The organism is Pseudomonas sp. 008, from assembly GCF_016861935.1.
Lineage (GTDB): Bacteria > Pseudomonadota > Gammaproteobacteria > Pseudomonadales > Pseudomonadaceae > Aquipseudomonas.
This window is the reverse complement of record NZ_BOMA01000010.1, coordinates 164,755-178,003: the sequence shown is the minus strand read 5'-3', so window position 1 is coordinate 178,003 and position 13,249 is coordinate 164,755. Positions and strand designations below refer to the sequence as shown.

Annotated in this window: 14 protein-coding genes; 10 read left to right on the top strand and 4 right to left on the bottom strand. The window is 59.0% G+C overall.

Features of this window, described 5'->3' with window-relative positions:
* Positions 1-127 precede the first annotated feature (127 nt).
* Complete coding sequence (locus JUI81_RS20875; RefSeq protein WP_007941436.1) at positions 128-382, top strand: succinate dehydrogenase assembly factor 2; 255 nt, start codon at positions 128-130, stop codon at positions 380-382.
* Complete coding sequence (locus JUI81_RS20870; RefSeq protein WP_019580844.1) at positions 366-818, top strand: protein YgfX; 453 nt, start codon at positions 366-368, stop codon at positions 816-818. The genes JUI81_RS20875 and JUI81_RS20870 overlap by 17 nt, the downstream gene beginning before the upstream one ends.
* On the opposite strand, the gene nadB is transcribed toward JUI81_RS20870, so the two are convergent.
* A complete protein-coding gene (nadB, locus tag JUI81_RS20865) occupies positions 787-2,403 on the bottom strand; it encodes an L-aspartate oxidase (protein ID WP_019580843.1) in 1,617 nt (538 codons plus the stop codon). The two genes, JUI81_RS20870 and nadB, sit on opposite strands and share 32 nt — an antisense overlap.
* 556 nt (positions 2,404-2,959) lie before the next feature.
* Here nadB and rpoE point away from each other — a divergent pair.
* The 4 genes from rpoE (at position 2,960) to JUI81_RS20845 (ending at position 6,807) form a co-directional block, all read left to right on the top strand.
* Complete coding sequence (gene rpoE, locus JUI81_RS20860; protein WP_003172477.1) at positions 2,960-3,541, top strand: RNA polymerase sigma factor RpoE; 582 nt, start codon at positions 2,960-2,962, stop codon at positions 3,539-3,541.
* 30 nt (positions 3,542-3,571) lie between these two features.
* Positions 3,572-4,159 carry a sigma-E factor negative regulatory protein gene (locus tag JUI81_RS20855; protein WP_019580842.1) on the top strand — a complete coding sequence of 196 codons (588 nt, stop codon included), beginning with the start codon at positions 3,572-3,574 and terminating at the stop codon, positions 4,157-4,159.
* 8 nt (positions 4,160-4,167) lie between these two features.
* On the top strand, positions 4,168-5,130 hold the full coding sequence (locus JUI81_RS20850) for a MucB/RseB C-terminal domain-containing protein (RefSeq protein ID WP_019580841.1): 963 nt from the start codon (positions 4,168-4,170) through the stop codon (positions 5,128-5,130).
* A gap of 246 nt (positions 5,131-5,376) precedes the next feature.
* On the top strand, positions 5,377-6,807 hold the full coding sequence (locus JUI81_RS20845) for a DegQ family serine endoprotease (protein WP_204124949.1): 1,431 nt from the start codon (positions 5,377-5,379) through the stop codon (positions 6,805-6,807).
* A gap of 75 nt (positions 6,808-6,882) precedes the next feature.
* On the opposite strand, the gene JUI81_RS20840 is transcribed toward JUI81_RS20845, so the two are convergent.
* Positions 6,883-8,316 carry a M48 family metalloprotease gene (locus JUI81_RS20840; RefSeq protein ID WP_019580839.1) on the bottom strand — a complete coding sequence of 478 codons (1,434 nt, stop codon included), beginning with the start codon at positions 8,314-8,316 and terminating at the stop codon, positions 6,883-6,885.
* A 97-nt stretch (positions 8,317-8,413) separates the two neighbouring features.
* Here JUI81_RS20840 and JUI81_RS20835 point away from each other — a divergent pair, with 97 nt between their 5' ends.
* Positions 8,414-8,653, top strand: a complete 240-nt coding sequence (locus JUI81_RS20835; RefSeq protein WP_007941445.1) for a sulfurtransferase TusA family protein — start codon at positions 8,414-8,416, stop codon at positions 8,651-8,653.
* A gap of 31 nt (positions 8,654-8,684) precedes the next feature.
* Positions 8,685-9,755, top strand: coding sequence for an AI-2E family transporter (locus JUI81_RS20830; protein WP_019647986.1), 1,071 nt, complete (start codon positions 8,685-8,687; stop codon positions 9,753-9,755).
* 108 nt (positions 9,756-9,863) lie between these two features.
* On the opposite strand, the gene JUI81_RS20825 is transcribed toward JUI81_RS20830, so the two are convergent.
* Complete coding sequence (locus JUI81_RS20825) at positions 9,864-10,337, bottom strand: peroxiredoxin (RefSeq protein WP_204124948.1); 474 nt, start codon at positions 10,335-10,337, stop codon at positions 9,864-9,866.
* 10 nt (positions 10,338-10,347) lie between these two features.
* Complete coding sequence (locus JUI81_RS20820; protein WP_007898662.1) at positions 10,348-10,908, bottom strand: glycine cleavage system protein R; 561 nt, start codon at positions 10,906-10,908, stop codon at positions 10,348-10,350.
* Between the two features lie 328 nt (positions 10,909-11,236).
* On the opposite strand from JUI81_RS20820, the gene dapA reads away from it, so the two are divergent.
* Together dapA and bamC are read left to right on the top strand one after the other, a co-directional pair.
* Complete coding sequence (dapA, locus tag JUI81_RS20815) at positions 11,237-12,115, top strand: 4-hydroxy-tetrahydrodipicolinate synthase (protein ID WP_007941448.1); 879 nt, start codon at positions 11,237-11,239, stop codon at positions 12,113-12,115.
* A gap of 17 nt (positions 12,116-12,132) precedes the next feature.
* Positions 12,133-13,248: an outer membrane protein assembly factor BamC gene (bamC, locus tag JUI81_RS20810; protein WP_019580835.1), complete on the top strand. Its 1,116-nt coding sequence runs from the start codon at positions 12,133-12,135 to the stop codon at positions 13,246-13,248.
* Position 13,249: the final 1 nt, after the last annotated feature.

Here is a 13,249-nt window from a genome sequence, read left to right as displayed (position 1 = left end):
TCTGAGGGACATCATAAGGGGGCGCCCTTGAAATGGGTAGTTCACAAAGGATCGTCAGTGCCGACCAAAGCCGACTGTTCGACTCGCCTCGGGGCTGTATACTTGCGGCCTATTTGAGGAGCGCTCCATGGTCGATAACGTTGAACTGAACCGCCTCTTTTGGCACAGCCGTCGCGGCATGCTGGAACTTGACGTGCTTCTGGTGCCGTTCGTGAAAGAGGTTTACGCGAATCTGAACGAGGTAGATCGCGCGCTGTATGTCCGCCTGCTGGAGTGCGAGGATCAGGACATGTTCGGCTGGTTCATGGAACGCGCCGAATCGGAAGATCCGGAGCTGCAGCGCATGGTTCGCATGATCCTGGATCGTGTCCAGCCCAAGTAATGCGTTCGAATGCCGCTGGCATGCCTCACGGCAATTGCTGGCGGCTTATCTTCTCGCCCAGCTGTTCGCGTTGGGTTCGCTGTTTCTTCTCTCGATACCACTCTGGGCCAATCTGCTCGGCGTAGCGTTGTGCGTGGCTCACAGCATGTGGGTATTGCCGCGACAGATTCTGCTGACACACCCACAGGCCTTTCGCGGCTTGCGTCGCGATGCCGATGGTTGGCAGTTGTGGAGTGAGGCGCAAGGTTGGCAACCCGTACAGCTACGGCCGGACAGCCTGGCGCTGCCGTTGGTTGTGGTGCTGCGCTTTCGCCTGCGGGGCGAGCGAGGCGTCAGGGCGATATGCGTGCCGCGGGATTCGCAGGCGGCGGATGTGCACCGACGCCTGCGGGTTCGGCTCAAGTTCAGTCGGCGTAGGTGGGCGGCACCAGAATAGTGTCCAGGGCGACCGGCAGCAGGTTCGGGTAGTCGAGGGTGTAATGCAGGCCGCGACTTTCCTTGCGTTCCATGGCCGACCGGATCATCAGGTCTGCTACCTGAGCCAGGTTCCTCAGCTCGATCAGGTCTCGGCTCACTTTATAGTTGCTGTAGAACTCGTCGATTTCGTCCAGCAACAACTGCACTCGGTGCTGGGCTCGTTGCAGGCGTTTGTTGGTGCGCACGATGCCCACATAGTCCCACATGAATCGCCGCAGTTCGTCCCAGTTGTGCGCGATGATCACGTCTTCGTCAGAGTCGGTGACCTGGCTGGCATCCCAGACGGGCAGGGCGGTCGGAATCGACACCTCTGGCAACTGCTCAAGAATGTCCGCCGCCGCCGAACGGGCATAAACGAAACACTCCAGCAGCGAGTTGCTGGCCATGCGGTTGGCGCCATGCAGGCCGGTGAAGCTGGTTTCACCAATCGCATACAGGCCCGGCACGTCGGTGCGGCCCCGCTGATCGACCATCACGCCGCCGCAGGTGTAGTGCGCCGCCGGCACCACCGGAATCGGTTGTTTGGTGATGTCGATGGAGAATTCCAGGCAGCGCTCATAGACCGTCGGGAAGTGCGTCTTGATGAAGTCTTCAGGCTTGTGGCTGATATCCAGGTAAACGCAGTCGATACCCAGGCGCTTCATCTCATGGTCGATGGCGCGGGCGACGATGTCCCGTGGTGCCAGTTCGGCCCGTGGATCGAAGCGCTGCATGAAGCGTTCGCCGTTGGGCAGCTTCAAGTGTCCGCCTTCGCCGCGCAGGGCTTCGGTGATCAGGAAACTCTTGGCTTGCGGGTGATAAAGGCAGGTCGGGTGGAACTGGTTGAACTCCAGGTTCGCCACCCGGCAGCCTGAACGCCAGGCCATGGCGATGCCATCACCGCAGGCGCCATCAGGGTTGCTGGTATAGAGGTAGACCTTCGCCGCGCCGCCCGACGCAAGGATCACGAAGCGCGCACCGTAAGTGTCGACTTCACCCGTGCTGCGGTTGAGGACGTAGGCGCCGAGGCAGCGGTCGCCTTCAAGGCCCAGGCGCTTTTCGGTGATCAGATCGATCGCGACCCGCTGTTCCAGCAGCTCGATGTTGGGCCGCTGTATGGCCTGATCGAGCAGGGTTCTGAAGATCGCCGCACCCGTCGCATCGGCGGCGTGGATGATGCGTCGATGGCTGTGACCGCCTTCGCGGGTCAGGTGAAACTCGAAACCGCCGTCTTCGGTGCCGGATTGTTCGTCACGGGTAAAGGGTACGCCTTGGTCGATCAGCCATTGAATCGCTTCTCTGCTGTGCTCGACGGTAAAGCGCACGGCGTCTTCATGGCACAGGCCACCCCCGGCGTTGAGGGTATCGTCGACGTGGGACTCGACAGTATCGGTGTCATCCAGGACGGCGGCGACACCTCCCTGGGCCCAGAAGGTCGAGCCATTGGCGAGGTCGCCTTTGCTCAATACCGCGATGCGCAAATGACCGGGCAAGGTCAGTGCAAGGCTCAAGCCGGCAGCACCGCTGCCAATTACCAGTACATCGTGTTGAAACTGTTGGCTCATTTCAGGATTCCGCTCAAAGCGACCCGGTTCGGGGTGGCGCTGGACATCTGGACAGGCGAGGTCAGACAACCGCACAGCCCTCTAGTATATAGAGGGGGGGAGCGGCACAATAGTCGAGCCCACATGGCATTGTGAAACTACTGTGACGGAAAAGACTGGACGCTTCGTCGGAAGTTTTTTTGCATGCTTTGGCGACAAGGCGACTGTATCGTGGATTTAACAGTCTTTTTCGCTTCACGGTTGCACAATGTCGGTGTCAGGCAGCTATAAATATGGAACTTTTGCCAAAGGCTCAAGATCAATAGAAGGTTGCCTGAAACAAGGAACAGTGTCGGTTTCGGTGCGGGACTTGCGGTTAGGTCCTTGCTGACGAATCCGATGACAAGATTATTCGCGCAGCCTGGGTTTCCCGCGCTGCGTTTTTCGTGCGTGCCAAATCAGAGCCCGCAGGAAACTTGCTTGAAGGGGGAGAACTTTTGCGAAAAGCCCGAGTCTATGTTTGCAAGTCTGGTCGTTCAGTAATGCAAGCCTCCTTCGAGCTTATCGAGGAGTGTTCATGCTAACCCAGGAAGAGGATCAGCAGCTGGTCGAGCGCGTTCAACGCGGCGACAAGCGAGCTTTCGATCTGCTAGTGCTGAAATACCAGCACAAAATTCTCGGGTTGATCGTGCGTTTCGTGCACGACACCCATGAAGCCCAGGATGTCGCACAGGAAGCCTTTATCAAGGCATACCGTGCACTTGGTAATTTTCGCGGAGACAGCGCGTTTTATACGTGGCTTTACCGTATCGCCATCAACACGGCGAAAAACTATCTGGTTTCACGCGGCCGTCGGCCGCCGGATAGCGATGTCAGTTCCGAGGATGCAGAGTTCTACGATGGCGATCATGGCCTCAAGGATCTCGAGTCGCCAGAACGTGCATTGCTGCGGGATGAGATCGAAGGCACCGTCCATCGAACCATTCAGCAACTGCCAGAAGATTTGCGTACGGCTTTAACTTTACGTGAATTCGATGGTCTGAGTTACGAGGACATTGCCAGCGTCATGCAGTGTCCGGTGGGTACCGTGCGCTCCCGGATTTTCCGCGCCCGGGAGGCCATCGATAAAGCCCTGCAGCCGTTGTTGCAGGAAAACTGAGACAGCGGCGACAGCCAAGAGAGGAACGCCATGAGTCGTGAAGCCCTGCAGGAATCGCTGTCCGCAGTGATGGATAACGAAGCGGACGAACTGGAATTGCGTCGGGTATTGAATGCCTTTGACGATGTTGAAACCCGCGATACCTGGGCTCGTTACCAGATCGCTCGGGCGGTCATGCATAAGGACCTGCTGCTTCCTCGTCTGGACATCGCTGCGGCAGTCTCTGCTGCGCTGGCTGACGAAGCCGTACCGGCAAAAGCCTCCCGCGGTCCATGGCGCAGCCTGGGTCGTCTGGCAGTCGCTGCTTCGGTGACCATTGCCGTGCTGGCAGGTGTACGTCTGTACAACCAGGACGAGATCGCAGGTGTCGAACTGGCTCAGCATTCTAATCAGCCAGGTCTGACCACTCCTCAGGTCAAGGGCCCCGCTGTATTGGCAGGCTACAATGAGAGTTCGGATGCCACTGGCCCTATGGCCAACGGCGTATTGCAAGGTCAGCCAGGCTGGCACGATCAGCGTCTGCCAGGTTACTTGCGCCAACATGCTCAACAGGCTGCACTGAAAGGTACTGAGAGCGCTCTGCCTTACGCTCGTGCAGCAAGCCTGGAAAACCGTTAAGGAGGATCATGCGCGCCATACCTCTACTTACGCTTCTGCTCAGTGGCTGGTTTATTGTTCCAGCCCACGCCGATGAAGCCCAGGACTGGCTGAAGCGTCTGGGACAGGCGGAGCAAACGCAGAGCTTTCACGGTACTTTCGTCTACGAGCGTAACGGTAGTTTTTCTACCCATAACATCTGGCATCGCGTCCAGGATGGCAAAGTCCAAGAGCGTTTACTTCAGCTCGACGGTTCGGCCCAGGAAGTCGTGCGCATTGATGGGCATACTCAATGCGTCAGCGGCACCCTGATAGCAGGGCTGGGGGACTCACCCAACTCCGCTGCTCGTGCACTCGATCCACAAAAGCTAAAGAATTGGTATGACCTTGCCGTCATCGGCAAGTCGCGCGTGGCCGGGCGTTCGGCGGTGATCGTCTCGTTGACGCCTCGCGATCAGCACCGCTATGGTTTTGAGTTGCATCTGGACAAGGAAACAGGCTTGCCGTTGAAGTCATTGTTGCTCAATGACAAAGGGCAACTGCTGGAACGGTTCCAGTTCACCCGGCTGGATACTGCCGAGGTGCCTTCCGACAGCGATTTGCAGGCAGGTTCCGAGTGCAAGCCCATTAATCTGGACAGTGACAAGGCGTCCGCCGTCAAGACTGCGCAGGTCTGGCATTCGGACTGGTTGCCGCCAGGTTTCGAACTGACCAGCAGTACCTCTCACAAGGATCCGGATACCAAAGTCCAGGTCAACAGTTTGATGTTCGACGACGGTCTGGCCCGATTCTCGGTGTTCCTTGAGCCATTGAATGGGGCAACAGTCACCGACACCCGTACCCAACTGGGGCCAACAGTCGCTGTGTCCCGTCGCTTGACCACTCCGCAAGGCGAAATAATGGTGACCGTGGTCGGTGAAATACCGATAGGCACCGCCGAACGGATTGCGCTGTCCATGCGCAACGATGCCGCGGCTACCAACAAGCAGTGAGCTGATCAGCCATGCTCGTCAATTGGGGCTGTAGGGTGCGGGAGGTCGGCAATAGCTGCCCCGTCGCTGAGGCTTCGAAATGTTTTGCCGAGCATTTTCATTTGCAAATATCCCGAAAATTTTTTATAGGTCAGAGCCCCTCGGCTCTGGCCTTGTTTGTTGTTCCCGGAACAAAAATACCGGCGTATCGTTTCCGGTGTTCCTTGCTCCATATCGCTTAACCATGCTCGTCGTAACGGGAGCCGTATGTCGATACCACGCTTGAAGTCTTATCTTTCCATTTTTGCCACCGTGCTGGTGCTCGGTCAGGCGGTCACTGCGCAAGCGGCCGACTTGCCTGACTTCACGCAACTGGTCGAGCAGGCCTCGCCCGCGGTGGTGAATATCAGTACTACCCAGAAGTTGCCGGAACGCAAAGTGTCCAGCGAGCAAATGCCTGACCTTGAAGGCTTGCCGCCGATGCTGCGTGAGTTCTTTGAGCGTGGCATGCCGCAGCAGCCACGCTCACCTCGTGGCGATCGCCAGCGCGAAGCGCAGTCCCTGGGGTCGGGTTTCATTATTTCGTCTGACGGCTACATCCTGACAAACAACCATGTGATCGCCGATGCCGACGAAATTCTCGTGCGCCTTGCCGATCGCAGTGAGTTGAAAGCCAAGTTGATCGGTACCGATCCGCGTTCCGACGTCGCCTTGCTGAAAATCGAAGGCAAGAACCTGCCGGTTCTGAAGCTCGGCAAATCGCAGGACCTGAAAGCCGGTCAGTGGGTCGTGGCCATCGGCTCGCCGTTCGGCTTTGATCACACAGTGACCCAAGGCATCGTCAGTGCCATCGGTCGCAGCCTGCCGAACGAAAACTATGTTCCGTTCATCCAGACCGACGTGCCGATCAACCCGGGTAATTCCGGTGGTCCGCTGTTCAACCTGGCCGGTGAAGTGGTCGGCATCAACTCGCAGATCTACACCCGCTCTGGCGGCTTCATGGGCGTGTCGTTCGCGATCCCTATCGATGTGGCGATGGACGTTTCCAATCAGCTGAAAAGCGGCGGTAAAGTCAGCCGTGGCTGGTTGGGTGTGGTGATCCAGGAAGTGAGCAAGGATCTGGCCGAGTCGTTCGGTCTTGAGAAACCGGCCGGTGCGTTGGTGGCTCAGATCCAGGATGACGGTCCGGCTGCCAAGGGGGGCCTGCAAGTGGGCGACGTGATCCTGAGCATGAACGGTCAACCGATCGTCATGTCCGCCGATCTGCCGCACTTGGTGGGTGCGCTGAAGGCCGGCTCGAAAGCCAATCTTGAGGTGATCCGCGAAGGCAAACGCAAGAATGTCGAGCTGACCGTCGGCGCTATCCCTGAAGAAGGCAAAGAGCTGGACGCCCAGCCTAAACCTGGCGCAGAGCGCAGCAGCAATCGCCTGGGTGTTTCCGTGGCCGAATTGACCGATGAGCAGAAGAAAGCCTACGACCTTAAAGGTGGTGTGGTAATCAAGGACGTGCAGGACGGTCCTGCTGCTCTGATCGGCTTGCAGCCTGGTGATGTGATCACTCACCTGAACAACCAGGCGATCGGCTCCACGAAGGAGTTCACCGAGATTGCCAAGGCGTTGCCGAAGAACCGCTCGGTGTCGATGCGGGTTCTGCGCCAGGGGCGCGCCAGCTTCATCACCTTCAAGCTGGCTGAATAAACCGGTTGTCGGCTGAATAAAAAACCGCCTCGAAAGAGGCGGTTTTTTTGTATCTGAATTTTGTCCCTGAAGCAGTCAGCCCATCATGTCCTTGATCATGCGTTCCTGTTCCATCAGCTCGCGTTGCCGTGCGTCTATCCGCGATGACAGCGGGAAGTTGCTGCCCGCCTTGCGCTTGGCGAAGTCCAGTTGCTGGATCGCCTGGCGATAATCGCCGACTAGTGCGAAGTACTCTGCACGAGCCTGATGCAGGCCGATGATGTTGCCAGACAGACCACGAGTCTCGGCCACCAGGTACCAGACGTCCGGATCTTCGGGGCGGGTCTTGAGCAGGTTCTCCAGCGCCTTTTCCGCATCGGCTGCTCGATTCTGCTTGAGCAGCAGGTCAACACGCACCTGATTCAGCGGGTAGTTGCCCGGATACTGAGTCAGCATCCGGTCAACCCGTGACTGAGCATCGGGCAGACGATTATTGGTGATGTCCAGATCGACCTGCGCCAGGTTGTAGATGATCTCGTTCGGCGATTTGGCCAGCAGCTGCTTGAGGTTCTCGCGAGCTTCATTCAGCTGGCCGCCCTTGATCTGGGCGATTGCCAGGCCATAGCGCGCGACGTCGTTTTTCGGGTTTTCATCGAGTTGGGCGCGGAAGCGCTTGGCACCCAAGCCTGGGGTTTCTTCATAGATCAGCTGCACGCGTGCACGAATCAGCTGATAACGCATACTGTCTTCGATACCGCCCGGCTTGGCCTGTTCGGCGCGGTTGCGGGTGTCGGCGATACGCGATTCGGTCACCGGGTGAGTGAGCAGGAATTCCGGCGGCTTGGCATCGTAGCGGTACTGGCGCATCAGTCGTTCGAACATGGTCGGCATCGAGCGCGGATCGTAACCGGCCTTCTCCAGATTCATGATGCCGATACGGTCGGCTTCCTGTTCGTTCTGGCGCGAGAAGCGTCGTTGTTCCTGCATTGCCGCCGCCTGGGTGCCGGCAATGGTTGCGATCCCGGCATCGCCTGCACCGGCAGCGGCGATCACGATCCCGGCCAGCAGCGCCGCCATCATGGGCACTTGCATGCGTTGCGAGGCTTCGACACCACGGGCGAAGTGACGCTGCGACAAGTGGGCCAGTTCGTGGGCCAGAACCGAGGCATATTCGCCTTCGGTCTGGGCATTGAGGAACAAGCCGCCGTTGACGCCGACGATCCCGCCCGGCGCGGCAAAAGCGTTGAGCTGTGGGCTGTTGATCAGGATGAACTCCAGGCGCCGGTCATTGACCTGGCTGGTCTCCACAAGTCGGTAGACGCTGGACTCGACATAATCCTTGAGTTGCGGATCGTTGAGTTGCGACACCTGGCTGCGCAGCATCGCCAGCCACGCACGGCCCAGTTGGTATTCCTGTTGCGGCGAGACGATGGCAGAACTGGCGTCACCGAGTGACGGCAAGTCGTCGGCGAAGCCCGGTGAGGCGAGCAGGCAAGCGAGCGTCAGCAGGGTAGGGCGCAAAAAAGTCATGCACAAAGCCTTAGTCGACAAAGACCTTACTGTAGCCGGACACTACGCTTGGGACCAGATATTCTAAGCGGCTTAACCCCTGCCCAGGAGTGATTCGATGACTGACGCTGTAACCCACGACGCCGAGCTGGACGCCAGCGGTCTGAATTGTCCGCTGCCGTTGCTCAAGGCCAAGATGGAACTCAACCGACTAGCCAGTGGAGCGGTGCTCAAGGTGATTGCCACGGATGCGGGCTCTCAGCGCGATTTTCGCACCTTTGCCCGATTGGCCGGTCATACGCTGCTTCGTGAAGAAGATGAGGCGGGCGTTTACCGCTATTGGTTGAAAAAAGCCTGAAACCTGCTGCGTTCGTTCCTAAGGATTATTGATGTTCAAAGTGTTACGCGACTGGATTCAGCGTTATTTCTCGGATGAAGAGGCCGTGGTGCTGGCGGTGCTGCTGTTTCTGGCATTTACCGCCGTTCTCACTCTGGGTGGGATGCTTGCGCCAGTGCTGGCCGGGATGGTGCTGGCGTATTTGATGCAGGGGTTGGTGGTGATCCTTGAGCGTCTGCGCCTGCCGGGTGCCGCGGCGGTGGGGCTGGTCTTCGCGTTGTTCATGGGGGGGCTGCTGGTATTCATCATCGTCGTGGTGCCATTGCTCTGGCATCAGTTGATCACGCTGTTCAACGAATTGCCCGGCATGCTCGCCAAGTGGCAATCACTGCTATTGCTGCTGCCCGAGCGTTATCCGCATCTGGTGTCGGACGAGCAAGTGCTACAGGCAATCGAAGTGGCGCGGGGCGAGATCGGTAAATTCGGCCAGTGGGCGCTGACGTTCTCGTTGTCGAGCTTGCCGCTGCTGGTGAACATCATGATCTACCTGGTGCTGGTGCCGATCCTGGTGTTCTTCTTCCTCAAGGACCGGGAAATGATCGGCCAGTGGGTGCGCGGCTACCTGCCGCGGGAGCGAGCGCTGATCACTCGGGTCGCCCAGGAAATGAACCGGCAGATTGCCAATTACATTCGTGGCAAGGTCATCGAAATCTTCATTTGCGGGGGCGTGACCTACATCGCTTTCGTGGCGCTGGGGCTCAATTACGCGGCGCTGCTGGCGTTGCTGGTGGGTGTTTCGGTGGTGGTGCCTTATGTGGGGGCGGTGGTGGTGACCGTGCCGGTGCTGCTGATTGCACTGTTCCAATGGGGCTGGAGCGATCAGTTCATCTATTTGATGGCGGTCTACGGGATTATTCAGACGCTGGACGGTAACGTGCTGGTGCCGCTGCTGTTCTCGGAAGCGGTCAACTTGCACCCGGTGGCGATCATCTGCGCGGTGCTGCTGTTTGGCGGGTTGTGGGGCTTCTGGGGCGTATTCTTTGCGATTCCCCTGGCAACGCTGTTCAAAGCCGTGCTGGATGCCTGGCCGCGCAAGGAGCCGGAGGTGTCGCCGCTGCTTTGATCGTCGACTTGAGGGTCTCTTCGCGGGCAAGCCCGGCCCCACAGGGTTCATACCATCCCAGTGGAAGCGGGCTTTCCCGCGAAGGCGTCCGAATAGACGCCCAAAAAATCAGGCCTTGTTCAGCGTCTGAGCGGCCGCCAAAACCGCATCCACATGCCCCGGCACCTTCACGCCGCGCCATTCCTGACGCAGCACGCCGTTCTTGTCGATCAGGAACGTGCTGCGATCAACACCCATATATTCCTTGCCGTAGAGCTTTTTCAGCTTGATCACGTCGAACAGCTGACAGATGGCTTCGTCCTTGTCGCTGATCAGCTCGAAGGGGAACTCCTGCTTGCACTTGAAGTTTTCGTGAGACTTCAGGCTGTCGCGAGATAGGCCGAACACCTCGGTGTTGGCCGCCTTGAACGCCGCGTACTGGTCGCGAAAACCCTGGCCTTCGGTGGTGCAGCCCGGCGTGCTGTCCTTCGGGTAGAAGTAAATCACCACTTGCTTGCCTTTGAGGGCCGCGAGGCTGACGGTCTGCCCGCTGGTGGCGGGTGCTTCGAAGTCGGCAACCGGTTGGTCGATGGCTACGGCCATGAAAGCTTCCTTACATTGGGTTTTGTGGGCGCCACGGTTCAATCAGTGCGTCCAGGTTCATGGCGTCGGCGAAATCCAGGAACTGGTCACGCAGCCAGCTGATCTGGGTGCCGGCCGGCAGGGTCACGGTGAATGTGGCGTTGAGCATGGTGCCGCCGGTCTGCGGAGCCTGATAGGTGTCGCAGGTCAGGTTCTCCAGCTCGACGTTGTGGTCCATGAAGAACTGGCACAGCTCGTTGATAATGTCCGGGCGGTAGGCTGAGCTGACGTAGGCGACGTACGGCAGGGCCTGGGGACGGTTCTCCAGGGCTGCGCTGCGCACCACGTTGACAGTGAAAGCATGCCGTTTGGCTAGCACCGGCAGACTGCCTTCGAGGCGCGCCAGGGCGTCCCAGCTGCCGGAGATCTCGAGGATCAGCGCGCTGCATTCGCCATGACGCGTCAGGCGAGAGGTGACCACGGCGCAGCGGTTTTCATGGCTGGCGCGGCACAGGACGTTAGTCAGCTCCATGGGGTTGGCGCCGAGGGCACTGATGACAAGGAATTGTTCGCGAACTGTGGGGGTGGACATGCAGCATTCCTAAAGCGATGAGCGGTCGATACTGTTTATGGGCTTTTTTACCGGGAACGAGCCTGCGGATGCGAATTCACAAACCCCCAGCCGAAGGTTGCAACGTGCTCCAGTATGGCAAGAGCGAGGGGTGGCAACGCTGGATCGGGGCTTGTGATGCCGAAAATGGAGGCTGGAACCCGGCGTACGAGCTTATCAGTACCGATCAAAGTCTGAAGGGTAGCGAAAAGCAGCGCCAAGGGGAATGGCGGCAGCGCAGTACTTCGCTTGTACAAGCATCTTGGCGCCAGTACCATTACCGCTCTCTTTTTCCGGCAGGAGCGGTTGCATGATTGCGGGCAGTATGGTGGCACTGGTCACACCCATGGATGCACAGGGTCGTCTCGACTGGGACAGCCTGAGCAAACTGGTGGACTTCCACCTGCAAGAGGGCACCAACGCCATCGTGGCGGTCGGCACTACGGGTGAGTCGGCCACGCTGGACGTGAACGAGCACATCGAAGTGATTCGTCGCGTGGTTGCCCAGGTTGCAGGGCGTATTCCGGTGATCGCCGGTACGGGCGCCAATTCGACGCGTGAAGCGATCGAACTGACGACCAATGCGAAGAACGCTGGCGCCGACGCGTGCCTGCTGGTAACCCCTTATTACAACAAGCCGACGCAAGAAGGCCTGTACCTGCACTTCCGCGCCATCGCCGAAGCGGTCGATATCCCGCAGATTCTTTACAATGTGCCGGGTCGTACCGCGTGCGACATGCAGGCCGAGACGGTAATCCGCCTGTCGACCGTGAAGAACATCATCGGCATCAAGGAAGCCACGGGCGACCTGCAGCGCGCCAAGGACATCCTGGCCGGCGTGAGCAGCGACTTCCTGGTCTATTCCGGTGACGATGCGACCGCGGTCGAGCTGATGCTGCTCGGTGGCAAGGGCAACATTTCGGTGACCGCCAACGTTGCACCGCGCGCCATGAGCGAGCTGTGCGCCGCTGCGATGGCCGGTGATGCCGTCAAAGCCCGGGCGATCCACGAAAAGCTGATGCCGCTCAATAAAACCTTGTTTATCGAATCCAACCCTATCCCCGTGAAATGGGCGCTGCATGAAATGGGCCTGATGCCGGACGGTATCCGTCTGCCGCTCACCTGGCTCAGTGCTGCCTGTCACGAACCGCTGCGGCAGGCCATGCGCCAGTCCGGCGTCCTGGTTTAATTGAGGAAGTACTACGCATGAAGCGAATGGCCGGACTTTCCGCACTTGCCTTGATTATCTCCAGCACCAGTGGCTGCGGATGGATCTGGGGCCCGGAAGGTTACTTCCGTGACCGTGGTAGCGATTACCTGGAAGCGCAACAGACTGCACCGATGCAACTGCCACCAAACGTCAGCACCTCCAAGCGTCTGGATCCACTGTTGCCGATCCCGCGCAATGTGGCTGACGATACAGCCAAGGGCGAATATGTCGTGCCTCGTCCGCAGCCGCTGTCGGCAGCGGCTGATATCAGCGCCTACTCCTTGCAGAAGAGCGGCGATTCGCGTTGGATCATGGCTCAGAACCCACCGGCCGAAGTCTGGCCAGTGGCCGTGCAGTTCTTCCAGGACAACGGTTTCCGTTTGGACGAACAGCGCCCGCAAACCGGTGAGTTCACGACTACCTGGCAGCATTCCGACGAACTGTCCGCAGCCATGGCCAAGCGCCTGAGCGCAGCCGGTGTCGGCGCCGACAGCGAAACCCGCGTACGGGTGCGTATCGAGCCAGGCGTGCAGCGCAACACCAGTGAAGTCTATGTGGTCAGCGCCGAGCGTCCTGCCGGCAGCACCGCCAACGTCGACTTCACCAATCGTTCGGTCAACACCGGCCTGGATGCAGCATTGGTCGACGACATGCTCGCGAGCATGAGCCGCACTTCGGAGAAGGGCGGTTCGGTCTCCATGCTGGCCTCGCGTGATTACGATACGCCAAGCCGTGTCAGCCTGACCGAGGATGGCAGCGGCAACCCGGTGCTCAACGTCGGTACCGACCTGGATCGTGCCTGGTCGAGCGTCGGTCGTGCGCTGGAACAGGGCGAATGGCGTGTTGAAGACATCAACCGCAGCCTGGGCCTGTACTACATCAACCTCGCCGAAAAGGCCGAGAAGAAGGATGAGCAACCAGGTTTCTTCGGTAGCCTGTTCGGCAGCAAGCCGAACAAGGAAGAAGTTGAAGCCCGCGCCGAGCGTTATCAGGTTCGCCTGAGCAAGGTCGGCGAGAACGTACAAGTTACCGTCGAGAAAAACATCAACACCGTGGCGCCAGCAGACGTGGCGCGCAAAGTGTTGACCGTGATTCAGGACAACCTGGGCTGAT